The organism is Microcella indica (genome assembly GCF_013414345.1).
GTDB classification, from domain to species: domain Bacteria; phylum Actinomycetota; class Actinomycetes; order Actinomycetales; family Microbacteriaceae; genus Microcella; species Microcella indica.
Genome location: NZ_CP058670.1, coordinates 710,310 through 732,058, shown reverse-complemented (window position 1 = coordinate 732,058; position 21,749 = coordinate 710,310). Strand labels below are relative to the sequence as shown.

At 72.5% G+C, this 21,749-nt stretch carries 23 protein-coding genes; 9 read left to right on the top strand and 14 right to left on the bottom strand.

Going from position 1 to position 21,749, the window contains the following annotated elements; translation table 11 throughout:
* Nucleotides 1–29: 29 nt before the first annotated feature.
* Complete coding sequence (gene dapD / locus HUJ41_RS03625; protein ID WP_179873383.1) at nt 30–1,034, top strand: 2,3,4,5-tetrahydropyridine-2,6-dicarboxylate N-succinyltransferase; 1,005 nt, start codon at nt 30–32, stop codon at nt 1,032–1,034.
* 18 nt (nt 1,035–1,052) lie between these two features.
* Here dapD and HUJ41_RS03620 read toward each other — a convergent pair whose 3' ends face one another.
* The 6 genes from HUJ41_RS03620 to HUJ41_RS03595 all read right to left on the bottom strand — a co-directional run bounded on the left by HUJ41_RS03620 (nt 1,053) and on the right by HUJ41_RS03595 (nt 6,650).
* A complete protein-coding gene (locus HUJ41_RS03620) occupies nt 1,053–2,339 on the bottom strand; it encodes a citrate synthase (RefSeq protein ID WP_246299300.1) in 1,287 nt (428 codons plus the stop codon).
* Between the two features lie 181 nt (nt 2,340–2,520).
* Complete coding sequence (gene dapC, locus HUJ41_RS03615) at nt 2,521–3,636, bottom strand: succinyldiaminopimelate transaminase (protein ID WP_179873381.1); 1,116 nt, start codon at nt 3,634–3,636, stop codon at nt 2,521–2,523.
* An 8-nt stretch (nt 3,637–3,644) separates the two neighbouring features.
* Nucleotides 3,645–3,965, bottom strand: coding sequence for a ferredoxin (gene fdxA, locus HUJ41_RS03610; RefSeq protein ID WP_152581932.1), 321 nt, complete (start codon nt 3,963–3,965; stop codon nt 3,645–3,647).
* Nucleotides 3,962–4,387: a hypothetical protein gene (locus tag HUJ41_RS03605; protein ID WP_179873380.1), complete on the bottom strand. Its 426-nt coding sequence runs from the start codon at nt 4,385–4,387 to the stop codon at nt 3,962–3,964. The genes fdxA and HUJ41_RS03605 overlap by 4 nt, the downstream gene beginning before the upstream one ends.
* The gene (locus HUJ41_RS03600; protein WP_179873379.1) at nt 4,380–5,492 is read right to left on the bottom strand and encodes a branched-chain amino acid aminotransferase; all 1,113 of its coding nucleotides are present in this window, start codon (nt 5,490–5,492) and stop codon (nt 4,380–4,382) included. The genes HUJ41_RS03605 and HUJ41_RS03600 overlap by 8 nt, the downstream gene beginning before the upstream one ends.
* Before the next feature lie 102 nt (nt 5,493–5,594).
* A complete protein-coding gene (locus HUJ41_RS03595) occupies nt 5,595–6,650 on the bottom strand; it encodes a 3-isopropylmalate dehydrogenase (protein ID WP_224744554.1) in 1,056 nt (351 codons plus the stop codon).
* Nucleotides 6,651–6,828: 178 nt separating this feature from the next.
* Here HUJ41_RS03595 and HUJ41_RS03590 point away from each other — a divergent pair, with 178 nt between their 5' ends.
* Entirely contained in the window at nt 6,829–7,074 is a 246-nt protein-coding gene (locus tag HUJ41_RS03590; protein WP_179873378.1) for a DUF6458 family protein, read from the top strand.
* Between the two features lie 32 nt (nt 7,075–7,106).
* Here the strand turns inward: HUJ41_RS03590 and serA are convergent, their stop codons facing one another.
* Nucleotides 7,107–8,699: a phosphoglycerate dehydrogenase gene (gene serA, locus HUJ41_RS03585; RefSeq protein WP_179873377.1), complete on the bottom strand. Its 1,593-nt coding sequence runs from the start codon at nt 8,697–8,699 to the stop codon at nt 7,107–7,109.
* A 195-nt stretch (nt 8,700–8,894) separates the two neighbouring features.
* Here serA and HUJ41_RS03580 point away from each other — a divergent pair, with 195 nt between their 5' ends.
* Entirely contained in the window at nt 8,895–10,145 is a 1,251-nt protein-coding gene (locus HUJ41_RS03580; RefSeq protein WP_218925635.1) for a molybdopterin molybdotransferase MoeA, read from the top strand.
* On the opposite strand, the gene HUJ41_RS03575 is transcribed toward HUJ41_RS03580, so the two are convergent.
* Nucleotides 10,135–12,528 (bottom strand): FdhF/YdeP family oxidoreductase, encoded by a 2,394-nt coding sequence (locus HUJ41_RS03575; protein ID WP_224744552.1) that lies wholly within the window; start codon nt 12,526–12,528, stop codon nt 10,135–10,137. The genes HUJ41_RS03580 and HUJ41_RS03575 overlap by 11 nt on opposite strands.
* Nucleotides 12,525–13,409, bottom strand: coding sequence for a formate dehydrogenase accessory sulfurtransferase FdhD (fdhD, locus tag HUJ41_RS03570; RefSeq protein ID WP_179873376.1), 885 nt, complete (start codon nt 13,407–13,409; stop codon nt 12,525–12,527). The genes HUJ41_RS03575 and fdhD overlap by 4 nt, the downstream gene beginning before the upstream one ends.
* Nucleotides 13,410–13,449: 40 nt before the next feature.
* On the opposite strand from fdhD, the gene mobA reads away from it, so the two are divergent.
* Genes mobA through HUJ41_RS03555 form a run of 3 tightly spaced genes read left to right on the top strand, consistent with a single transcriptional unit; the run spans nt 13,450 to nt 14,812 of the window.
* Nucleotides 13,450–14,124, top strand: coding sequence for a molybdenum cofactor guanylyltransferase (mobA, locus tag HUJ41_RS03565; RefSeq protein WP_179873375.1), 675 nt, complete (start codon nt 13,450–13,452; stop codon nt 14,122–14,124).
* Nucleotides 14,121–14,429 carry a DUF6457 domain-containing protein gene (locus tag HUJ41_RS12725; protein WP_224744551.1) on the top strand — a complete coding sequence of 103 codons (309 nt, stop codon included), beginning with the start codon at nt 14,121–14,123 and terminating at the stop codon, nt 14,427–14,429. The genes mobA and HUJ41_RS12725 overlap by 4 nt, the downstream gene beginning before the upstream one ends.
* Nucleotides 14,426–14,812: a DoxX family protein gene (locus HUJ41_RS03555; RefSeq protein ID WP_224744550.1), complete on the top strand. Its 387-nt coding sequence runs from the start codon at nt 14,426–14,428 to the stop codon at nt 14,810–14,812. Before HUJ41_RS12725 ends, HUJ41_RS03555 begins: the two co-directional genes overlap by 4 nt.
* Nucleotides 14,813–14,837: 25 nt before the next feature.
* Here the strand turns inward: HUJ41_RS03555 and HUJ41_RS03550 are convergent, their stop codons facing one another.
* From HUJ41_RS03550 to HUJ41_RS03535, 4 genes are read right to left on the bottom strand one after another with little or no spacing between them, the layout of a single operon-like run.
* Nucleotides 14,838–15,218 (bottom strand): hypothetical protein, encoded by a 381-nt coding sequence (locus tag HUJ41_RS03550; RefSeq protein WP_179873374.1) that lies wholly within the window; start codon nt 15,216–15,218, stop codon nt 14,838–14,840.
* Entirely contained in the window at nt 15,215–15,667 is a 453-nt protein-coding gene (locus HUJ41_RS03545) for a hypothetical protein (RefSeq protein WP_179873373.1), read from the bottom strand. Before HUJ41_RS03545 ends, HUJ41_RS03550 begins: the two co-directional genes overlap by 4 nt.
* A gap of 50 nt (nt 15,668–15,717) precedes the next feature.
* Entirely contained in the window at nt 15,718–16,437 is a 720-nt protein-coding gene (locus HUJ41_RS03540) for an ATP-binding cassette domain-containing protein (RefSeq protein ID WP_179873372.1), read from the bottom strand.
* Complete coding sequence (locus HUJ41_RS03535; RefSeq protein ID WP_179873371.1) at nt 16,434–17,258, bottom strand: molybdate ABC transporter permease subunit; 825 nt, start codon at nt 17,256–17,258, stop codon at nt 16,434–16,436. The genes HUJ41_RS03540 and HUJ41_RS03535 overlap by 4 nt, the downstream gene beginning before the upstream one ends.
* Before the next feature lie 38 nt (nt 17,259–17,296).
* On the opposite strand from HUJ41_RS03535, the gene HUJ41_RS03530 reads away from it, so the two are divergent.
* Nucleotides 17,297–18,448, top strand: coding sequence for a ThiF family adenylyltransferase (locus HUJ41_RS03530; protein WP_179873370.1), 1,152 nt, complete (start codon nt 17,297–17,299; stop codon nt 18,446–18,448).
* 8 nt (nt 18,449–18,456) lie between these two features.
* On the opposite strand, the gene HUJ41_RS03525 is transcribed toward HUJ41_RS03530, so the two are convergent.
* Nucleotides 18,457–20,109, bottom strand: a complete 1,653-nt coding sequence (locus HUJ41_RS03525) for a molybdopterin-dependent oxidoreductase (RefSeq protein WP_179873369.1) — start codon at nt 20,107–20,109, stop codon at nt 18,457–18,459.
* Nucleotides 20,110–20,282: 173 nt separating this feature from the next.
* Here HUJ41_RS03525 and moaCB point away from each other — a divergent pair, with 173 nt between their 5' ends.
* Both moaCB and HUJ41_RS03515 read left to right on the top strand, forming a co-directional pair.
* On the top strand, nt 20,283–21,338 hold the full coding sequence (moaCB, locus tag HUJ41_RS03520) for a bifunctional molybdenum cofactor biosynthesis protein MoaC/MoaB (protein ID WP_281363110.1): 1,056 nt from the start codon (nt 20,283–20,285) through the stop codon (nt 21,336–21,338).
* The gene (locus HUJ41_RS03515; protein ID WP_179873368.1) at nt 21,331–21,747 is read left to right on the top strand and encodes a molybdenum cofactor biosynthesis protein MoaE; all 417 of its coding nucleotides are present in this window, start codon (nt 21,331–21,333) and stop codon (nt 21,745–21,747) included. The genes moaCB and HUJ41_RS03515 overlap by 8 nt, the downstream gene beginning before the upstream one ends.
* Nucleotides 21,748–21,749 lie beyond the last annotated feature (2 nt).

Genomic DNA, 21,749 nt, shown 5'->3' with positions numbered 1-21,749 from the left:
CTAGTTCGGCGCCCCGGTAGCCTGGGGTCATGGCCTCGAGCACCTCCCCCACCGCGACTGACACCCCCGCCGACGGCACCGCGCCGACCCACGCCTGGGGCTACGGCCTCGCGACGGTGCGCGCGAGCGACGGCGAGGTGCTCGACACGTGGTACCCCGAACCGCACCTCGGCTCGCTGCCGGAGGGCCGCGACCCGTACATCGTCCCCGCCGAGATCGCCCGCCTGCAGGGTGACGACGAGCGGCGCGGCGTGCGCCTCGAGGCCCGCACGGTCGAGATCGAGCTGGATGCGCCCCCCGCCTCCACCCCCGACGCCTACCTGCGCCTGCACCTGCTCAGCCACCGGCTGGTGCTGCCGAACAGCATCAACCTCGACGGCGTCTTCGGCCACCTGCCGATCGTGATGTGGACGACGGGCGGCCCCCTGCACCCCGACGACCTCGACGCGCTGCGCCCCGGACTGCAGCGTGCGGGCCTCTCGCCGCTCGGCATCGACAAGTTCCCGCGCATGCTCGACTACGTCACGCCGCCGCGCGTGCGCATCGCCGACGCCTCCCGCGTGCGCCTGGGCGCCTACGTCTCGCCCGGCACGACGGTGATGCACGAGGGCTTCATCAACTTCAACGCCGGAACCCTCGGTGCCTCCATGGTCGAGGGCCGCATCAGCCAGGGCGTCGTCGTCGGCGACGGCACCGACATCGGGGGCGGCGCATCGATCATGGGCACGCTCTCGGGCGGCGGCACGCACCGCGTCGCGATCGGCGAGCGCGCGCTGCTCGGTGCGAACAGCGGCATCGGCATCTCGCTCGGCGACGACTCGGTGGTCGAGGCGGGGCTCTACGTGACCGCCGGCCAGAAGGTCTACGTGGTCGACGGAACGACCGGGCCGGATGGCCTGCCTCGCGCCGTGAAGGCCGCCGAGCTGAGCGGGGTAGCGGGGCTGCTGTTCCGCCGCAACTCGCTCACGGGCGCCGTCGAGGTGCTGCCCCGCACGGGCGCGGGCGCGCAGCTCAACGAGGCCCTGCACGCGTAGCCCGCGGTGCGGGTGCTGCTAGCGCTGGGGCCAGTCGCGCGCAGCCGAACCCGTGTACAGCTGCTGGGGGCGGCCGATCTTCGTACGCGGGTCGTCGTTCATCTCGCGCCAGTGGGCGATCCAGCCGGGCAGGCGCCCGATGGCGAAGAGCACCGTGAACATGCGCGTCGGGAAGCCCATCGCCTTGTAGATGACGCCTGTGTAGAAGTCGACGTTGGGGTACAGCTTGCGCTCGATGAAGTAGTCGTCGCCGAGCGCGATCTGCTCGAGCTCGCGAGCGATGTCGAGCAGCGGGTCGCTCATGCCGAGGTCGGCGAGCACGGCATCCGCGCTCTCCTTGACGAGCTTCGCGCGCGGATCGTACGACTTGTAGACGCGGTGCCCGAAGCCCATGAGCTTGACGCCGTCCTCCTTGTTCTTGACGCGCTCCACGAACCGCTCGACGCTCTCTCCGCTGTCACGGATGCGCCCGAGCATGCTCAGCACCGACTCGTTCGCGCCGCCGTGCAGCGGGCCCGAGAGCGCGTTGATGCCCGCCGAGATGGAGGCGAAGAGGTTGGCCTGCGTCGAGCCGACGAGCCGCACCGTCGAGGTTGAGGCGTTCTGCTCGTGGTCCTCGTGCAGGATGAGCAGGCGCTCGAGCGCCTGCGACAGCACGGGGTTGATCTCGTACGGCTCGGCCATCGTGCCGAAGTTGAGGCGCAGGAAGTTGTCGACGAAGCTCAGCGAGTTGTCGGGGTACAGGAAGGCCTGCCCGACCGACTTCTTGTGCGCGTAGGCGGCGATGACGGGCAGCTTCGCGAGGAGGCGGATCGTCGAGATCTCCACCTGCTCGGGGTCGTGCGGGTTGAGGGAGTCGCCGTAGTAGGTCGAGAGCGCCGAGACCGCGGAGGAGAGCACCGACATGGGGTGCGCCTGGTGCGGGAGGGAGTCGAAGAAGCGCTTGAGGTCTTCGTGGAGGAGCGTGTGGCGGCGCACGCGCGAGTCGAAGGCGTCGAGCTCGGAGGGCGTGGGCAGCTCACCGTAGATGAGCAGCCAGGCCACTTCGAGGAAGGAGGCGTTGGCCGCGACATCCTCGATGGCGTAGCCGCGGTAGCGCAGCACGCCGTTGTCGCCGTCGATGTAGGTGATGGCGCTCTGCGTCGAGGCGGTGTTGACGAAGCCGTAGTCGAGCGCGGTGAGACCGGTCTGCATCGTCAGCGTCGAGACGTCGATGCTGGAAGCGCCGTCGACGCTCGTCAGGATCGGGAACTCCGCGGTTCCTCCCGGGAACTGCAGGGTGGCCTTCTGATCGGCGTCGCTCACTGCGCCTCCTCGCGTTGGTCGTGTCCGGGTTGGACGTGTCCGCATCGGTCGTGTGTCCGCGTTGGACGGTTCTGGGGAGAGGACCCTCCGCTGCGCGCCGATGTGTGGTGGCGTGCGGGAGTGGTCCGCATACAGCCTAGGCGCAAATGGGAGCCAGTGCGCCACCCGCCAACGCAGACGCTCAGGCGTTGGAGGATGAGACCAAGCGCGCGGCCGCCGCGGTGATGCGCTCATCGCTCGCCGTGAGGGCGAGGCGCACGTGGCGCGATTGCTCACCCTCGTAGAAGGTGCCGGGGGCGACGAGAATGCCCTGCTCGGCGAACCAGGCGACGGTGTCGAGGGCGGGCTCGTCGCGCGTGCACCACAGGTACAGCCCGGCTTCGGAGTGGTCGATGCGCAGTCCCGCGGTGCGCACGGCTGCGGCGAGGGCATCCCGTCGCGCGCGATAGAGCTCCTTCTGCTCGGCGACGTGGACGTCGTCTCCGAGGGCGGCGATCATGGCCGCCTGCACGGGCGCGGGCGGCATGAGGCCGGCATGCTTGCGCACCTGCAGGATGCTCCGCACGAGCTTCTCGTCGCCGGCGAGGAACGCGGCGCGATAGCCGGCGAGGTTCGACTGCTTGCTGAGCGAGTAGACGCTGAGCACGCCGGTCGGGGGGCCGTCTCCGACCACGCGCGGGTCGAGGATGCTCGGCGCTGGCCGGTCCGCCCACGGGGCATCCCAGCCGAGTTCGGCGTAGCACTCGTCGTTGACGATGACGGCGCCGAGCTCGCGGGCTCGCGCGACGGCAGCGCGCAGGGCGTCGACGTCGAGCACCGCTCCCGTGGGGTTGCCGGGGCTGTTGAGCCACACGAGGCGCACCTCGGCGGGCCACAGCGCGGGGTCGTCGGCGGCGACGGCGGTCGCACGCGCGAGGGCCGCGCCGACGGCGTAGGTGGGGTAGGCGACCGTGGGGTGCACGACCACGTCGCCGGGGCCGAGCCCGAGCAGGAGCGGCAGCCACGCGACGAGCTCCTTCGAGCCGATCGTGGGCAGCACCGCGTCGGGGCCGAGCCCGCTCACGCCGCGTCGGCGGGCGTACCAGTCGACGATCGCCGCGCGCAGCTCGGCCGTGCCCGTCGTCTGCGGGTAGGCGTGGGCATCCGTGGCCGCGCGCAACGCCTCGCGCACGACGTCGGGCGTCGGGTCGACGGGCGATCCGACGGAGAGGTCGCAGATCCCGTCGGCGTGCTCACGGGCGCGCGCCGCGTGGGGCGCGAGGGAGTCCCACGGGAAGTCGGGTAACGCGATACCCACCGGTACGGCTACTGCTGCTGCGGCGGCAGCGCGGCCACGATCGGGTGGTCGTAGTGGATGACGCCGACCTTGGCTGCTCCACCGGGAGAGCCGATCTCCTTGAAGAACTCGACGTTAGCCGTGTAGTAGTCGGCCCACTTCTCGGGGGTGTCGTCTTCGTAGTAGATGGCCTCGACAGGGCACACCGGCTCGCAGGCGCCGCAGTCGACGCACTCGTCGGGGTGGATGTAGAGCATCCGGTCACCCTCGTAGATGCAGTCGACGGGGCATTCGTCGATGCAGGCGCGATCCTTGAGGTCGACACAGGGGAGGGCGATGACGTAGGTCACGGTGCAGTCGAGTCCTTCTCTTTGGCGGGCCCCTCCATGCTAACGGCCCGAAGCCGTGAGAGCCGTGCAGGGTCGGGCCACGCGATCACGACGAGGGCGATGAGTGCGACGCCGAAGGTCCAGGCGAGGCCGACGGCGTTGGCGGGCACGAGCACCGTGCCGCCGACCGGCAGGCTCAGGATCGCGCTCATGCCGGCGACCCCGAGCGCGCCCGTCGCCGCGGGCGACCGCACGGATGCCCAGCTGCGCAGCCCCGTGAGGAACAGTCCGACCGTCCCGAGGGCGACGATGAGCCCGATCGGCGGCAGCGACTGGTGGAAGAACGTGCCGATGAAGCCGAGCACGGTGCCGAGCAGCAGGACGATCGCGAGAGTGCCCGCCTGCGCCCAGCCGGGCATGCGGGCGAACTCGTGCTCAGGCATCCAGGCGCAGCATCCAGCCGTGCGGGTCGGGGCGGCGCCCGTACTGGATGTCGGTGAGCTCCTCGCGCAGCGACATCGTGAGCTCACCAGGCTCGGCGTCGGCGGAGCCGATCGTGAAGTCGCGGGCCGAGATCACGCCGATGGGCGTGATGACGGCGGCGGTGCCGCACGCGAACGCCTCGACGATGTCGCCGTTCGCGACGCCCTCGCGCCACTCGTCGATCGAGACCTGGCGGCGCTCGACGGTGTGGCCGCGGTCTTCGGCGAGCTGCAGCACGGAGTCGCGCGTGATACCGGGCAGGATCGACGGGCTCTGCGGCGTCACGAGCGTGCCGTCGCGCGTCACGAGCACGATGTTCATGCCGCCGAGCTCTTCGAGGTAGCGCCCTTCGACGGAGTCGAGGAAGAGCACCTGCTGGCAGCCGTGCTCGGCGGCCTCGGCCTGCGCCACGAGCGAGGCGGCGTAGTTGCCACCCGTCTTGGCGGCGCCCGTGCCGCCCTTGCCCGCGCGCGAGTACTCGGTGGAGAGCCAGATGGAGACGGGGCTCACACCGCCAGGGAAGTAGGCACCCGCCGGGGAGGCGATGACGTAGTAGGCGACCTTGTGGGCGGGTCGCACGCCGAGGAACGCCTCCTTGGCGAACATGAAGGGCCGCAGGTAGAGACTCGTCTCCGGCGCGGTCGGCACCCAGTCGCCGTCGACGGCGACGAGCTGCCGCAGCGACTCGATGAAGTACTCCTCGGGCAGCTCAGGCAGCGCCATGCGCCGCGCGGAGGCCTGCATGCGGCGCGCGTTGGCGTCGGGGCGGAACGACCAGATGGAGCCATCGGCGTGGCGGTAGGCCTTGAGCCCTTCGAAGATCTCCTGGCCGTAGTGCAGCACGCTCGCCGCGGGGTCGAGGGCGATGGGGCCGTAGGGCTGCACGCGGGGCCGGTGCCAGCCGCCGTGCTCGCTCCAGCACACGTCGACCATGTGGTCGGTGAAGGTCTTGCCGAAGCCGGGGTTGGCGAGGATCGCCGCGCGATCGGCGTCGCTCGCCGCAGACTCGTTGCGCGTCACCGCGAACGTGAGGTCCTTCTGGGCTAGGGGCAGCGAGATCGTCATGGTGTGTCCTCGGCAGGTCGACGGCGGCGCGTCTGCGCGCCGGTGAAGCGTTGGTCTAGCGTACTCCGGGCTGTCGCATGACGCCCGTGCGGGATGCTCGGCTCAGGCCGCGGCGGCCTCCGCGATCGCCGCGCCGATCTCGACGGTGCTGCGCGGAGTCGAGCCGCGCGCGGCGAGGTCGGCTTCGACGGCGCGCGTCACACGGGCCGCGGCCTCGCCGAGGCCGCTCTGCTCGAGCAGCAGCGCCACGGAGAGGATCGCCGCGGTCGGGTCTGCCTTCTGCTGGCCGGCGATGTCGGGCGCCGAGCCGTGGACCGGCTCGAACATGCTGGGAAAGTCGCCGCTCGGGTTGAGGTTGCCCGAGGCGGCGAGGCCGATACCGCCGCCGATGGCGGCGGCGAGATCGGTGAGGATGTCGCCGAACAGGTTGTCGGTCACGATGACGTCGAAGCGCGCCGGGTCGGTGACCAGGAAGATCGTGGCGGCGTCGACGTGCAGGTAGTCGACGCTCACGTCGGGGTGCTCGGCGGCGACCGCGGTCACGACGCGCTGCCAGAGCCCGCCCGCGTGCACGAGCACGTTGGTCTTGTGGACGAGGGTGAGCTTCTGCCGCCGCGCGGCGGCCTGGGTGAAGGCGAAGCGCACGACGCGCTCGATGCCGAAGGCGGTGTTGACGCTCGTCTCGTTGGCGATCTCGTGCGGCGTGCCGACGCGCAGCGCGCCGCCGTTGCCCACGTAGGGCCCCTCCGTGCCTTCGCGCACGACGACGAAGTCGACCTCACCGGGATCGGCGAGCGGTGAGGTGACGCCGGGCAGGATGCGCGTGGGGCGCAGGTTGACGTAGTGGTCGAACGCGAAGCGCAGCTTCAGCAGCAGCCCGCGCTCGATGATGCCGCCCGCGAGCTTCGGGTCGCGCGGGTCCCCGCCGACGGCGCCGAGCAGGATGGCGTCGTGCTGGGCGAGCTTCTCGAGGGTCTCGTCGCCGAGAATCTCGCCGGTCGCGAGGTAGTGCGCGGCACCGAGCGGGTAATCCGTCTGCGTGACCGTCGCCTCGTCGCCCACGGCGGCGCGCAGCACGCGCAGCGCCTCGGCGGTGACTTCAGGGCCGATGCCGTCGCCGGCGATGACGGCGAGGTCGAGGGTGCGGGTGCGGATCACGGGGCCTCCATCAGGCGATTCTCAGTCAACGGGCAGGATCCGCACTCCTGCGCCGATCTGCCGCTCTCAGGCTAGCGTCTTACCCCACGTCGCCCGGGTCGGGAACCTCGCGAGCAGGCGCGGCCCGCGCTACGGTCTCAGTCGACTCCTACCGGGGTCACAACGAAAGGACCACGTCATGAGCATTGGTTTCGGAATCTTCCTGTTTGCCGTTGGCGCGATCTTCGCCTTCGCCGTCAACGTCAGCCTCGACTGGATCGAGCTGTCCACGGTCGGCTACATCCTCATGGTGGCCGGTGCCATCACCATCATCATCGGCGGTGTCCTCATGGCCCGTCGTCGTTCGGCAACGCAGGAGACGACCGTCGACCCCGCATCCGGTGCGAGCACGACGCGCCGCACCACGACCGACCCGGTCGATTAGCGCGCCGACCCAGAGGGGTCGGGCCTGAGGGGTCAGGCCTCGTAGAGCGTGATCTCGCGCAGGAACGAGGCATCGATCTCGCCGCGCAAGCGCTCCAGCAGCTCGTCCGGCACCTGCGAGTCTACGGTCAGCACGCTCAGTGCCGGCCCGCCCGCGGTGTGCCGGGCGATCTGCATGCCGGCGATGTTGATCTGGGCCTCGCCGAACTCCTTGCCGTACACCGCGACGATGCCCGGCCGGTCGGTGTAGAGCATGACGATGAAGTGCTCCGCCATGGGCACTTCGACGTCGTAGCCGTTGATCTCGACGATCTTCTGCACCTGCTTCGCGCCGACGAGCGTGCCGCTCACGGACAGCTGCGTGCCGTCGGCGAGCGAGCCGCGGATCGTCAGTAGGTTGCGGTACTCCTCGCTCACCTCGTCGGTGATGAGGCGCACCTCGACGCCGCGCTGCTCGGCGAGCAGCGGCGCGTTGACGTAGCTGACCTGCTCGGAGGAGATACGGCCGAAGATGCCCTTGAGGGCGGCGAGCTTGAGCACGCCCACGTCGTGCGCGACGATCTCGCCGCGCACCTCGACGTCGATGCTCGCGAACGAGTGATCGGCGAGGCTCGCCCAGACCTGGCCGAGCTTCTCCATGAGCGGGATGCCCGGGCGCACGCTCGGATCGATCGTGCCACCGGCCACGTTCACGGCGTCGGGAACGAGCTCGCCGTCGAGCGCGAGGCGCACCGACTTGGCGACCGAGACCCCGGCCTTCTCCTGCGCCTCGTCGGTCGAGGCGCCGAGGTGCGGCGTCAGCTGGATGGTGGGCAGGTCGAGCAGCGGGGAGCCCTTCGGCGGCTCGCTCACGAAGACGTCGAGGCCCGCGCCGGCGATGAGGCCGCTCGCGAGGGCCTCGTGCAGGGCATCCTCGTCGATGATGCCGCCGCGGCTCGCGTTGACGATGCGCAGGGAGGGCTTCGCCTTCGCGAACTCGTCCGTGCTGATGAGGTTCGTGGTCTCGGGCGTCTTGGGAATGTGGATCGTGATGACGTCGCTGCGCTCCATGAGCTCGTCGAGGGTCACGAGCGTCACGCCGAGCTGCGCGGCGCGCGCCGGTGGAACGTAGGGGTCGAAGCCGAGCAGCTCGACCTCGAACCCGGCGAGACGCTGGGCGACGAGGGTGCCGATGCGGCCGAGGCCGACGATGCCGATGGTCTTCTCGTACAGCTCGAAGCCCGTGAAAGCGGAGCGCTTCCACTCCCCCGCCTTCATGGAGGCGTTCGCCTCGGGAATGTGGCGGGCGAGGGCGAGGATGTGCCCGACCGCGAGCTCGGCGGCGCTCACGACGTTGCTCGTGGGCGCGTTGACGACCATGACGCCCGCCTCGGTCGCAGCCTTGACGTCGACGTTGTCGAGCCCGACCCCGGCGCGCGCGACGACCTTGAGGGCGGAGCCGGCGGCGATCGCCTCGGCGTCGACCTGCGTCGCCGAGCGGATGAGGATCGCGTGCGCCTCCGGCAGGGCGGCGAGCAGGGCGGCGCGGTCGGTGCCGTCGACGTGGCGCACGTCGAAGTCGGGGCCGAGAGCGTCGACGGTGGCGGGAGACAGCTGTTCGGCGATGAGCACGACGGGCTTGGACACGAGTGGAACCTCACGGGGGTGTCGACAGGATGGGCGGACTGCGGGCGAGCACGGGGCTCGCACAGGGCGATCACGGGGCGCGGTGGTCGGGGCGCCGTTGGTCTGTGCCTCCAGGGTAGTGGAGCACTCACGGCGCCCAGGACCGCGGGCACGAGCGGGCCCGCCCCGGCCGCGCCGACCGGCTAGCGTGAGGCCATGGTCGGCACGTCGCACATGCGCAGCGTCGAGGAGCACCTCGACGACATCCTCGCGGGCGTTCGCGAGCGTCCCGTGGAGTCCGTTCCGCTCGACGCGGCGCTCGGGCGCGTGCTCGCGCGGCAGGTGACGGCGCAGACGGCGATCCCCCCGTTCGACAACTCGGCGATGGACGGCTACGCCGTGCGCGCGGAGGACGTGCGCGGTGCATCCGAGACCGCATTCGTGCGCCTGCCCGTCACGGCCGATCTTCCCGCGGGCGCCGCGGCGGATGCTCGGCTCGAGCCCGGCACGGCCGCACGCATCATGACGGGGGCCCCGGTGCCGCTCGGTGCTGATGCGATCGTGCCCGTCGAGCACACCGACGGCGGCACGGCGAGCGTGCGCGTGCACCGGGAGGCGGTGCTCGGGGCGCACGTACGACGCGCGGGCACCGACCTGGAGGCCGGCGCGACGGTGCTCTCCCCCGGCGTGACGCTCACCTCGCGCGCGATCGCGGCGGCGGCGAGCGCGGGACGCGCGACGGTCGACGTGCACGCCCGCCCACGAGTCGCCGTCATCTCGACGGGCAGCGAGCTCGTGCCGCCCGGCGAGCCGACGCGGCGCGGTCAGATTCCCGACTCGAACTCCTTCCTGCTGGCCGCCGCCGTCGAGGAGGCGGGAGGGGCGGCCCTGCGACTCGGCTCGGTGGCCGACGACGTCGACGCTCTGCGCGCGCTGCTGGAGCGGGCCGCGCGCGAGGCCGACGCGATCGTGCTCTCGGGGGGCGTGAGCGTCGGCGCCTACGACGTCGTGAAAGAGCTGCTCGCGCCGCTGGGCGTGCGCTTCGGCAGCGTGCGCATGCAGCCGGGCAAGCCGCAGGGCTTCGGGCACTGGCTCGACGGCACTCCGCTCTTCGCGATGCCCGGCAACCCGGTGAGCGCGGCGGTCTCGTTCGAGGTCTTCGTGCGGCCGGCGCTGCGGCGCCTGCAGGGACTCGCCGAGGTGCAGCGCCCGCGGGTCGACGGCACCGCCGAGGTCGGCTGGCGCACGCCGCAGGGCCGCCGGCAGTACATCCCGGTGACCATCGTGCGGGATGCCGCGGGCGCGGTGCGCGTGCGCCCCGCGACCGCGGGCGGCTCGGGTTCGCACCTCGTGGCGAGTCTCGCACTCGCCGACGGCCTCGCGGTCGTCGACGCGGAGGTCGAGGAGGTCTCCCCCGGAGACGTCGTCGAGGTGCTCGACTGGCGGGATCAGCCGCCTACCGCGTGAGCGACGGCTCCGTGTCGGGCCGAGACGCGGGCTCGGGCGCGCGATCGGTGTCTGGCGCATCGGTGTCTGGCGCATCAGCGCGATGCGGCTCGAGCCGCACGACGACCGCCTTCGAGACAGGCGTGTTGCTGCCCTCGGCGACGCTCTCGAGCGGGACGAGAACGTTGGCCTCCGGGAAGTAGGCTGCGGCGCACCCTCTCGCCGTCGGGTAGGCGACCACGCGCCAATCGCTGAGGAAGCCGTGGTCGGCGCCGCGCCACTCGCTCACGATGTCGACTCGCTGGCCGTCCTCGAGGCCGAGCTCGGCGAGGTCGTCGGGGTTCACGAACACGACCCTGCGACCCTTCTTGATGCCCCGGTAGCGGTCGTTGAGCCCGTAGATGGTCGTGTTGAACTGGTCGTGCGAGCGCAGGGTCTGCAGCAGCAGGCGACCGGCGGGCCGCTCGACGGCCTCGAGCGCGTTGACGGTGAGCATGGCGCGCCCCGTCGCGGTCGCGAAGCTGCGGGAGTCGCGCGGGCCGTTGGGCAGCACGAAGCCCTCGGGTCGCCGCGCGCGCGCCGAGTAGTCGTCGAAGCCCGGCACCACGCGGCTGATGCGGTCGCGGATGAGGTCGTAATCGCCCTCGAAGTCGCGCCACGGGATGCTCACGCGGTCGCCGAGCACGGCCTCGGCCATGCGGCACACGATCGCGACCTCCGAGAGCAGGCGCTCGTCGACGGGTTGCACCGCGCCGTAGGAGGCGTGCACGGCGCACACCGTGTCCTCGACCGTCACGAACTGCTCGCCGGAGGCCTGACGGTCGATCTCGGTGCGGCCGAGCGTGGGAAGGATGATCGCCTCGCGCCCCGTGACGACGTGGGAGCGGTTGAGCTTGGTCGAGATCTGCACGGTGAGGTCGGTGCCGCGCATGGCCGCCTCCGCGGCGGCGGTGTCGGAGATCGCGCCGACGAAGTTGCCGCCGAGCGAGACCCACGCGCGAATCTCGCCGCGCCGCATCGCCTGCACGCCGTGCACCGAGTCGACGCCCTCTTCGCGCGGCGGGGCGAAGCCGAACTCCCTCTCGAGCGCGTCGAGGAACCACGCCGGCATCTTCTCCCACACGCCCATCGTGCGGTCGCCCTGCACGTTGCTGTGGCCGCGCACGGGGCACGCTCCCGCGCCGGGCTTGCCCATGTTGCCGCGCAGCAGGAGCAGGTTGACGATCTCGCGGATCGTCGCGACGGCTCTCCTATGCTGCGTGATGCCCATCGCCCAGGTGATGATGACGCGGTCGGCGCGCAGGTAGCGCTGCCCGAGCTCGTCGATCTCCTGCGAGGTCAGGCCTGTCGCGGCGAGCACCTCGGCCTCGTCGACCGCGCTCAGGTGGGCGATGGTCTCCTCGACACCGCTCGCGTGCTCGGCGAGGAAGGCGTGGTCGAGCACCGTGCCCGGTGCTGCCGCCTCGGCCTCGAGCACGCGGCGGGAGAGCGCCTGCAGGAGCGCCATGTCGCCGCCCGAGCGGATCTGCAGGTACTGGTCGGCGATGCTCGACCCTCGGCCCACGACGCCGCGCACGGTCTGCGGGTTCTTGTAGCGCTTGAGGCCTGCCTCGACGAGCGGGTTGACGGCGACGACGCTCGCACCGTTGCTCTTCGCCTCCTCGAGGGCGGTGAGCATGCGGGGGTGGTTGGTGCCGGGGTTCTGGCCCATCACGATGATGAGGTCGGCCTGCGCGAAGTCGTCGTAGGCGACCGTGGCCTTGCCGATGCCGAGCGTCTCCGTGAGCGCTGCGCCCGTCGACTCGTGGCACATGTTGGAGCAGTCGGGCAGATTGTTGGTGCCGTAGGCGCGCACGAACAGCTGGTAGAGGAAGGCTGCCTCATTGGATGCACGCCCGCTCGTGTAGAAGGCCGCCTGGTCGGGCGACTCGAGCGAGGCGAGCCGCTCGCCGATGATCGAGAACGCCTCGTCCCAGCTCACCGGGTGGTAGTGGTCGCTGTCGGCGGGCTTGTGCACGGGCTCGACGAGGCGCCCTTGCTGACCGAGCCAGTACTCGTCACGCTCGAGGAGGTCGGTGAGCGAGTTCTCGGCCCAGAAGCTCGACGGCACCGTGAGGGGCGTCGCCTCCCACGTGACCGCCTTCGCGCCGTTCTCGCAGAACTCGGCGGCCTTGCGGTGCGCGGGGTCGGGCCACGCGCAGCTCATGCAGTCGAGGCCCTGCTGCTGGTTGAGCTTCGTGAGGAGCGTGAGCGAGCGCCCCAGCCCCATCTCGGCGAGCGCCGGCCCCATCGCGTGCAGCACGCCGGGGACACCCGCGGCCCACTCCTTCGGCGCGGTCACGACGAGGTCGGGCTCGGGGCTCGCGGGTACGGGGCTGGCTGGGAGGCCTCTGCGGTCGGTCACGGGACGAGTTCCTCCTGAGGGAGCGTGAGCTGAGCATCCGTGATGCGCTCGATGCCCGTGTAGACGACCATCGACTCGCCGCGCAGGAAGCCCACGAGGGTCATGCCGAGCTCCTCGGCGAGCTCGACCGCGAGCGACGACGGCGCCGAGACGGCCGCGAGCATCGGAATGCCCGCCATCGACGCCTTCTGCGTGAGCTCGAAGCTCGCGCGGCCCGAGACCATGAGCACGGTGCCGGTGAGCGGCAGCCGGTCGTTCATGAGTGCCCAGCCGACCACCTTGTCGACGGCGTTGTGCCGCCCGACGTCCTCGCGCAGCACGAGCAGCTCGCCTGTCGCACCGTCGACGAGCGCGGCCGCGTGCAGCCCACCCGTCTTCTCGAACACCGCCTGCTGCTCGCGCAGGCGATCGGGCAGCGTCGTCAGCAGCTGCGCGCTCACGACGAGCGGATCGTCCGCGACGGGGTGCCGCGAGCTCGTGCGCACCGCCTCGATGCTGTCCTTGCCGCACAGCCCGCACGAGCTCGTCGTGAAGAACGTGCGCGCGAGGCTCGGGTCGGGTGCCGGAACCCCGGGAGCGAGCGCGACGTCGAGCACGTTGTACGTGTTGCTCACCTGCCCGGTCGCGCGATCCTCCGCAGTCGCGTCGACGCAGTACCGTGCTGCCGAGAACTGCTCGCCGCGCGCGACAACGCCCTCCGAGACGAGGAAGCCGGCAGCGAGCTCGACGTCGCTGCCCGGGGTGCGCATCGTGATGGCGAGGGGCAGGCCGCCGACGCGGATCTCGAGCGGCTCCTCGACGGCGAGCACGTCGGCGCGCTCGCTCGGCGCGTGACCGAGCGTGATCCGCGTGACGCGGCGGCGTTGCGTGATGCGTCCCACCCTCCGATCGTCGCACATGCCGCCCCACTAGCGTGGAGCCGTGATCGTCGACGCTCTTGTGCTCAGCGGCGGCCGGGGTGCGCGACTCGGCGGCGTGGCCAAGGCCGGGTTGCTGGTCGACGGCGCGACGCTCCTCGAGCGCACGGTCGGCGCCCTCGGCGCGGCGCGCTCCCTCGTCATCGTCGGCGACGCTCCCCCGCGGCTGCTCGACGCACGCGTGAGCGCAGCGCGCGAGCACCCCGCGTACGGCGGCCCGGTCGCGGCGCTCGGTGCCGGCCTCGCGGCCCTGGATGCTCGGCGCGAGCCCGCCGCCGATGCCGTCCTCCTGCTCGCCGTCGACATGCCGCACGTCGCCCCGCTCGTGCCCGAGCTGCTGGCCGTCCTCGCCGCGCTGCCCGCGGCCGAGGCCGTGCTCGCGCTCGACAAGTCGCAGCGCCTGCAGCCGCTCGCGGGCGTCTACCGCACGGTTCCCCTGCGTCGCGTGCTCGCCGAGCTCGAGGCGGGCAGTGGTGACGCGGAGGGCGCACGGCGCGCGGTCGAGCATCGCGCACCGCACCCGCTCGCCTCCCTGCCCCTGCGGGCGATCACCGCGAGGATGGTCGTCGAGACGGTCGCGGCGCCCCCGGGGTCGACGGCCGACGTCGACACGCTCGACGATGCGGCGGCGCTCGGCGTCACCGTGCCCCGCGTGACCGAAGGAGACCGCTCGCCATGACCGACGATCGAGACGCCCTGCTCGCCGACTGGGTGGACGAACTGTGCGCCGCCCTCGGGCTCGAGCAGCCCCCCGCCGACATCGACACCGTGCTCGCGCTCGCCGGACGCGTCGCGCACGGCGTCGTGCGTCCCGCCGCGCCGCTCGCGACCTTCCTCGCCGGGTACGCCGCCGGCCGACGGGCCGGGAGCGAGGATGCTGCGCTCACGCCCGGAACCGGCGCCGGCATCGATCCGGAGCTCGCGACCATCGACCGGTTGCTCGCCGAGCGCGGCGCCGCATCGAACGAGGAGGGTGCCTCGTGACCGTCGAGCTCGCGCTCGACCTTGCGCGCATCATCACGGCCGTCGTGTTCGTGGGCATCGGCATCACCCACTTCGTGCCGAGCGTCGTGCGCACGATGGCCGCGATGGTGCCCGCCGTCTTCCACGGCCGCCCGTTCAGCCCGCGCGGCTGGGTCTGGGTCACGGGCGTCGCGGAGATCGCGGGAGGGATAGGCCTGCTCGTGCCGGTGACGCGGCCCGCGGCGGGCATCCTGCTCGCGGTGTTCCTCGTGTGCGTGTTCCCGGCCAACGCCTACGCGGCGCGCCATCGCGACCGCTTCGGCGTCGTCGCGGTGCCGCTCGTGCCGAGACTGCTCCTGCAGCTCGCGCTCATCGCCCTCGTGCTCTGGGTCGGCCTCGCCTGACTCGCCTAGCCGAGGACGGCATGCGCTACAGAACCACGAGAGTGCCGGTCGCGACGGCGATGAGGCTCAGCCTTGTCGCCGCGATCGCCGCGAGGCTGGCGATGAGCACGAGAGTCAAGCGCGCGAGACTCAGGCGCACCCCGATGACGACCGCGGCCGCGTAGTACACGACGGGCATGGCGACGCCGAGGACGAGCGCCGGCCACGGCACGCTCTCGGCGAGCCCCAGGTCGGTGAGCAGCTCGGGGAGGGCGATGAGGTTGCCGACGGCGTCCCACGTGAACCAGGCGACGACGAGGCCCAGGAGCAGGATGACGCCGAGACGCGCGGCACGGGAGCCGCGGTCGACGGGGGCGGTGCCTGCCGGATCGGTGCGGGGAGGGGTGAGGTCGCGCGCGTCGGTCACGTGAGCACCCCCAGCACGAAGGGCCAGGGCATCAGGACGAGGGAGCCGAGCGCGAGCCACCCAGCGCGTCGACCGACTCGACCGGCCGTGAGCATGACCGCTGCGACGAACCAGAGGGCGCTCGCGATGATCGCGAGGAACTCGGCGAACTGGTACAGCACTTCGAGCACGAGCGTCGGCCCGCTCAGCGGGAGGCCGCTCACGCCGACGATCCACGCGATCGAGTAGGCGAGGTACAGCACGGCACCGACCGCGGTGATGAGCGTCATGGCGAGCGCGCCGCGCGACGGCTCCGGCGATGCCGGCACGCCCCCCTCGCGCTCGCCGACGCCGTCAGAGCCCGCCTCGGCTCCGCCGTGCGACGCCGTGCTCTGCGCCTCGACCCAGCTCGGGTCGTCGACGTCGTCCCACCGCAGGGCGGCGTCGTCGTCGGGCGGTGTACGAGGCATGGTCGAGAGCCTAGCGAGGGCCCCTGCGCGGATTCTGCCCGGTGCGCCGGTCAGCTCGGGCCGGCAGGCGGGGTGCTCGCCGTGAACCGCCGCACGAAGTCGGTCGCAGGGTGCGCCGTGAGCTCCGCGAGGGTGCCGCGCTGCACGACGCGCCCGCCCTCGACGACGAGCACCTGCTCGGCGAGCGCCGCGACATCGTCGCGGTCGTGGGCGACGACGACGGTGACGCCGCCGAAGGCGCCCACGTGCGCGGAGAGGTCGGCACGCACCGCGTCGCGCACCTCGACGTCGAGGGCGGCGAGCGGCTCGTCCAGCAGCAGCAGGCGCGGGGCGACCGCGAGAGCGCGTGCGAGCGCGGCCCGCTGCGCCTCTCCCCCCGAGAGACCGCCAGGCCGACGGTGCGCGAGATGCGCGATGCCGAGCCGGTCGAGCCACGAGCGCGCCAGCGACCGTGCGGCGACCCGGGTCTGCCCCCGTTCGCGCGGCCCGAAGGCGACGTTGTCGAGCACGCTCAGGTGCGGAAAGAGCAGCGCGTCCTGGAAGACGACGCCGACCCCGCGGCGCTCGGGCGCGGTGTCGAGCTCGACGCCGTCGATCGACACGGCTCCCCCCTCGAGCTCGATCGCCCCGGCGAGGGCGAGCAGCAGAGTCGACTTGCCCGCGCCGTTCGGCCCGATCACACCGAGCACGCCCCCGGTCGGCACGGCGAACTCCACGTCGAGGGCGAACTCCTCGCGCCGCACGCGCAGCGCGGCCGAGAGCCCGGTCATCGCGCCACCTGCGGCACCCACCGGTCGCGGAACGCGAGCAGCACGACCACCGAGACGGCGATGAGCACGAGGGAGAGCGCGATGGCCGCATCCCGGTCTCCGAGGGCGAGCTCGCCGTAGATCGCCATCGGGAGGGTCTGCGTGATGCCCGGGATGCTCGTGGCGAACGTCACCGTCGCCCCGTACTCGCCCAGCGCCCGGGCGAAGCACAGCGCGGCTCCCGCCGCGATGCCGGGCGCGATGAGCGGCAACGTCACCCGCATGAGACGGCGACTCGGCGTCGACCCGAGGGTCGCGGCGACGAGGTCGAAACGTCGGTCGGCACCGCGGACGGCACCCTCGATCGCGAAGACGAGAAACGGCATGGCGACGAAGGTCTGCGCGAGCACGACGGCGGCGGCGCTCGTCGGCGGCGCGAAGCCGAACCAGTCGGCGAGCGGCTGGGAGACGAGCCCGCCCTCGCCGAGCAGGGCGACGAGCGCGACACCGCCGACGACGGGCGGCAGCACGACGGGCACGGTCACGAAGGATCGCACGATGCGCACGCTCAGCGACGAGCGTCCGCTCGGCGCACCGGCGAGGAGCAGGGCGAGCGGCAGCCCGAGCAGGAGGCTGAGCCCCGTCGCCGCCGCGGCGGTGCCGAGGGAGATGCCGAGGGCGTTCAGCGCGCTCTCGCGCGACACGATCTCGAGAATGCGCGGCCACGGTGCGCGCAGGACGATCGCGAGGAGCGGGCCGACGAGCAGGAGGAGACCCGCGACGGCGAGAACCACGAGGGGGCGCGGAGTGCGCGTGACCGGCGCGAGACTGCTGCGGCTCATCTCCTCCTCCTCTCGGTCATGCCTGCGACAATCTCACCATGCCCGACGCCTCCCGCCACGCGCGCCAGCTCGCTCTGCCCGGCTTCGGCACCGCCGCGCAGGACGCGCTCGCCCGTGCGCGCGTGCTCGTCATCGGCGCGGGAGGGCTCGGCAGCGTGCTGCTGCCGCAGCTCGTCGGCGCGGGGCTCGCGACCGGCCCCGGGGGGCGTCTCGGCATCGTCGACGACGACGTCGTCGAGCTCAGCAACCTGCACCGCCAGCACCTGCACGGCACCGCCGACGTGGGGCGCCCGAAGGTCGACTCCGCCGCGGAGCGCCTGCGCGCTCTCGACCCCGCCGTGACGGTCATGACCCACCGGCAGCGGTTCACGAGCGAGAACGCGCTCGAGCTTCTCGCCGACTACGACCTCCTCGTGGACGGCAGCGACGGCTTCGCCACGCGCTACCTCGCCGCCGATGCCGCCACCCTGCGCGGCATCCCTCTCGTGTGGGGAGCCGTGCTGCAGTACGGCGGGCAGACCGGCGTGTGCCCGGTGGGCGGCCCCGGCTACCGCGACCTCTTCCCCGCTCCTCCCGCGCCCGATGCCGTGCTCGACTGCGCGACGGGCGGCGTGCTGCCCTCCGTGTGCGGAGTCATCGGCGCGATCATGGCGGGCCAGGTCGTCACCCTGCTCACGGGTGTCGGCGATGCGCTCATCGGCCGCGTCACGACCTACGACGCGCGCACTGGCCGCTTTCGCGAGCTGCCCTTCGGCCACGACCCGCAGGCCGCCCCCGTGACCGAGCTCAACGACTACGAACAGTTCTGCGGCACAGCGCCCGCGCCCGCCGCCACGGGCGACTCTGGCCGATCGCTCGAGGTGAGCGCCCGCGAGCTCGCCCAACTTCTCGAGACCGTCTTCGCCGATGGAACCGAACGGGATGCCCGGCCGCTGCTGCTCGACGTGCGCGAGCCGTGGGAGCACGAGCTCACCGCCCTGCCCGGCTCGGCCCTCGTGCCCCTCGGGCAGCTGCCCGCCGCGATCGGTGCCCTCCCCCGCGATCGGGAGACGATCGTCTACTGCCACCACGGCATCCGGTCGCAGGATGCCCTGCGCCAGCTGCTCGCGGCCGGCATCCCTGCTCGCCACCTCGCGGGCGGCATCGACGCCTGGTCGCGCGACGTCGACCCGGCCGTCGCGCGGTACTAGGGAGCGGCTCAGCCGTCGACCTGCACGGTCACGGCGTGGTACCCCTCGGCGCCGTCCGGGGCGACGGGCACGTACTGCGCACGCTGGGTGAAGCCCGAGGCGTCGGTCGCCCGAGCCTCGATGACGTGGGTGCCGCTCGTGGCCTCCCACATCCACACCCACTGCCGCCAGGTGTCGACGGAGATCGCCTCGGCGAGACGCGCCTCGTTCCACGCACCGCCGTCGACGCGCACCTCGACGCGCTCGATACCGGTCTGCTGGGCCCACGCGATGCCCGCGACGGGCACGGTGCCGGCCGAGACGCGGGCGCGCTCGCGCGGCACATCGATGCGGCTGTGCGTCTTGACCGGCCCCAGCGCTGACCACCCGCGCGGCGTCCAGTAGCCCTGCTCGCGGTCGAAGCGCGTCACCCGCAGCTCGACGACCCACTTCGTCGCGGAGACGTAGCCGTAGAGCCCCGGCACGACCATCCGCACGGGGAACCCGTGCTCGAGCGGCAGCGGCTCGCCGTTCATGCCGATCGCGAGCAGGGCATCCCGTTCATCCTGCAGCACCTGCAGGGGCGTGCCCGCCGTCCAGCCGTCCTGGCTGACCGAGAGCACCATGTCGGCCTCCGGTAGCGGGCGGGCCCGTGCGAGAACCTCCCTGATCGGATGCCCGAGCCACAGCGCATTGCCCGTCAGGTCGCCCCCCACGTCGTTGGAGACGCACATGAGCGTGACGTAGCTCTCCTGCAGCGGAAGGGACGACAGCGCGTCCCAGTCGAGCTCGATCTCCTGCTCGACCAGCCCCGTCACGCGCAGCCGCCACTGGCCGGCGTCGATGCGCGGCACCTGCAGGGCGGTGTCGATGCGGTAGAAGTCGCGGTTGGCGGTCACGAGCGGGGTGATGCCGGCCACGTCGAGGCTCGCCCCCGCGGGGATGGGCGCAGCCGCCGTGGCCGGCGCGGGCAGGGTCAGGGCCTCCCGCACGGCGGTGACGGCCGACGTTGCCGAGTTGGCCACGCGCGCCGCAATGCCCGCGATCGCCGCGCCGGCGGCGGTGCCCACGAGGCCGCCGAAGAAGGTGCGCCGGGCGAGCGCCGTCGCGGGCTCGGGCGTCCGGGCGGGGGCGGCGCTGTCGAGGCCAGTGCTGTCGGGGGCAGCGCGCGCCTGGTCGCGCGCTCGCGCCACGAGCCACGCGGCGAGCCGCGCCGAGAGTCGCCGCAGCGCGACCACGCCGACGAGGGTTCCCACGAGTGTGGGCACTGCCCAGAGCGGCGAAGCCTCGGCACGCGTCACGACCGCGACGACCGCGACGGCCCCCACGACGCCGAGCAGTGCGGCACCGGTGGGCGGGCGGCGGCGCTCGAGCATCCCGCTCGCAATCGCGAGGATCGCGACGAGGAGGATGACCATGGTGAGCAGGAAGGCCTTGTTGTCGGTGCCGAACACGGCGATCGTCGCGTCCTTGAGCCACGGCGGCGTCAGGTCGATCACGAGCGAGCCGACGGCAAGAACGGGGCTGCTTGCCGGCGCAAGGAGGAGCGCGACGACCTCGGCCGACGCGAGGGTCGCCGCGGCGGCGACGAGGCCGACTGCGGCGCTCCAGACGAGGGGGCCTCGAGCGCGCGGCAACGACGCGGGAGCGACCGTGCGCGCCGCCGTACCCGTGCTCGCCATGCTCGCCGCCTCTCTGCAGGGTCGCCGTCGTGGTGGGGTCGCCGTCACGCTGCGCGGCCCTGTGCACAGGTTAGGCCGCGAGCCTCCACGTCGCCCCTGGCAGACCTTTCCGAATCCTTACAGGGGCGCGGGCCGGTCATCGGCGCGGCTCGCCTACGTGGGACGATGGAATCGTGACGGATTCCACCGAGGGCCGCGGGCTGAGCCACCTCGACAGCGACGGGCGCGCGCGCATGGTCGACGTGGGTGGCAAGGACGTGACCGCTCGCCGGGCGGTCGCGGCGGCGCGGTACGTGACCCGGCCGGACGTCATCGCCCTCCTGCGCGACGACGGCCTGCCGAAGGCCGACGTGCTCACGACCGCCCGGCTCGCCGGCATCGGGGCGGCGAAGCGCACGAGCGAGCTCATCCCGCTGTGCCACCCGCTGCCGCTCGACGCGGTGAGCATCGACCTCGACCTGACCGACGACGCCGTGCTCATCACCGCTACGGCCTCGACGAGCAGCCGGACGGGCGTCGAGATGGAGGCGCTCACGGCCGCGACGGTCGCGGGGCTCACCCTGCACGACATGATCAAAGCCGTCGACCCCGAGGGCGCCCTCACCGACGTGCGCCTGCTCGAGAAGACCGGCGGCAAGCGCGGTGACTGGCGGCGCCAGGGCGGTGCCGGTGAGGCCAGGGCCGAGTCCGCAGCGCGTGAGCCGCGCGCGCAGGGCAGTACCGGGCGTGGCGGCCCCCCTCGCGGCACTGTGCGCCCGGGGACGGCCATCGTGCTCGTCGCCTCCACCCGTGCGGCGGCAGGCACGCGCGCCGACGATACCGGCCCCACGATCGCGCACTGGCTCGCCGACCGCGGGCTCACCATCGACGAGCCCGTCGTCGTCCCCGACGCTGAGATCGGCCCGGCACTCGCGAGCGCGCTCGCAGACTCCCCGGCGCTCATCATCATCACGGGCGGCACGGGAGTGAGTCCGAGCGACCTCACTCCGGAGGCCGTGCGGGCCGTCCTCGACACCGAGCTGCCCGGCATCGCCGAGGCCGTGCGCGAGCGCGGGCGGGCGGCGACCCCGACCGCCGTGCTCAGCCGCGCGGTCGCCGGAATCGCCCGGGGCACCGTCGTCGTCGCCCTCCCGGGCTCCCCCGGGGCGGTGCGCGACGGCCTCGCCGTGCTCGAGGGCAGCCTCGAGCACCTGCTCGCCCAAATCGCGGGTGGTGGCGGGCATGAGTGAAGCCGTGCGGGCGACCGTCAGTGAGGGCACTCTCGACGCAGCTGACCTCGAGTCGTGGGTCGCCACGAGGGCCGACGGTGCCGTCGTGACGTTCCGCGGTGTCGTGCGGGATCACGACCACGGCGTCACCGTGCGGGGGCTCGACTACCGCGCGCACCCTGACGCCGAGAGCATGCTGCGCGCCGCCTGCGCGCGCCTGCACGAGCGCACCGGCCTGCGGGTCGCGGCGGCTCACCGCACCGGTTCCCTCGCCGTCGGCGACGTCGCCCTCGTCGCCGTCGTCGCCTCCCCCCACCGCGCCGAGGCGTTCGCCGCCATCGAGGCGCTCGTGGCGGAGATCAAGGCGAGCGTGCCGATCTGGAAGCGCCAGCACCTCGCCGACGGCTCGACGGAGTGGGTCGGGCTCTAGCT

Coding starts and splice junctions, on each gene's coding strand:
- dapD (WP_179873383.1), top strand. CDS start 30: ATGGCCTCGAGCACCTCCCCCACCGCGACTGACACCCCCGCCGACGGC.
- HUJ41_RS03605 (WP_179873380.1), bottom strand. CDS start 4,387: ATGCCTGAGCACGAGTTCGCCCGCATGCCCGGCTGGGCGCAGGCGGGC.
- HUJ41_RS03600 (WP_179873379.1), bottom strand. CDS start 5,492: ATGACGATCTCGCTGCCCCTAGCCCAGAAGGACCTCACGTTCGCGGTG.
- HUJ41_RS03590 (WP_179873378.1), top strand. CDS start 6,829: ATGAGCATTGGTTTCGGAATCTTCCTGTTTGCCGTTGGCGCGATCTTC.
- HUJ41_RS03580 (WP_218925635.1), top strand. CDS start 8,895: ATGGTCGGCACGTCGCACATGCGCAGCGTCGAGGAGCACCTCGACGAC.
- HUJ41_RS12725 (WP_224744551.1), top strand. CDS start 14,121: ATGACCGACGATCGAGACGCCCTGCTCGCCGACTGGGTGGACGAACTG.
- HUJ41_RS03545 (WP_179873373.1), bottom strand. CDS start 15,667: ATGCCTCGTACACCGCCCGACGACGACGCCGCCCTGCGGTGGGACGAC.
- HUJ41_RS03540 (WP_179873372.1), bottom strand. CDS start 16,437: ATGACCGGGCTCTCGGCCGCGCTGCGCGTGCGGCGCGAGGAGTTCGCC.
- HUJ41_RS03535 (WP_179873371.1), bottom strand. CDS start 17,258: ATGAGCCGCAGCAGTCTCGCGCCGGTCACGCGCACTCCGCGCCCCCTC.
- HUJ41_RS03530 (WP_179873370.1), top strand. CDS start 17,297: ATGCCCGACGCCTCCCGCCACGCGCGCCAGCTCGCTCTGCCCGGCTTC.
- HUJ41_RS03525 (WP_179873369.1), bottom strand. CDS start 20,109: ATGGCGAGCACGGGTACGGCGGCGCGCACGGTCGCTCCCGCGTCGTTG.
- HUJ41_RS03515 (WP_179873368.1), top strand. CDS start 21,331: ATGAGTGAAGCCGTGCGGGCGACCGTCAGTGAGGGCACTCTCGACGCA.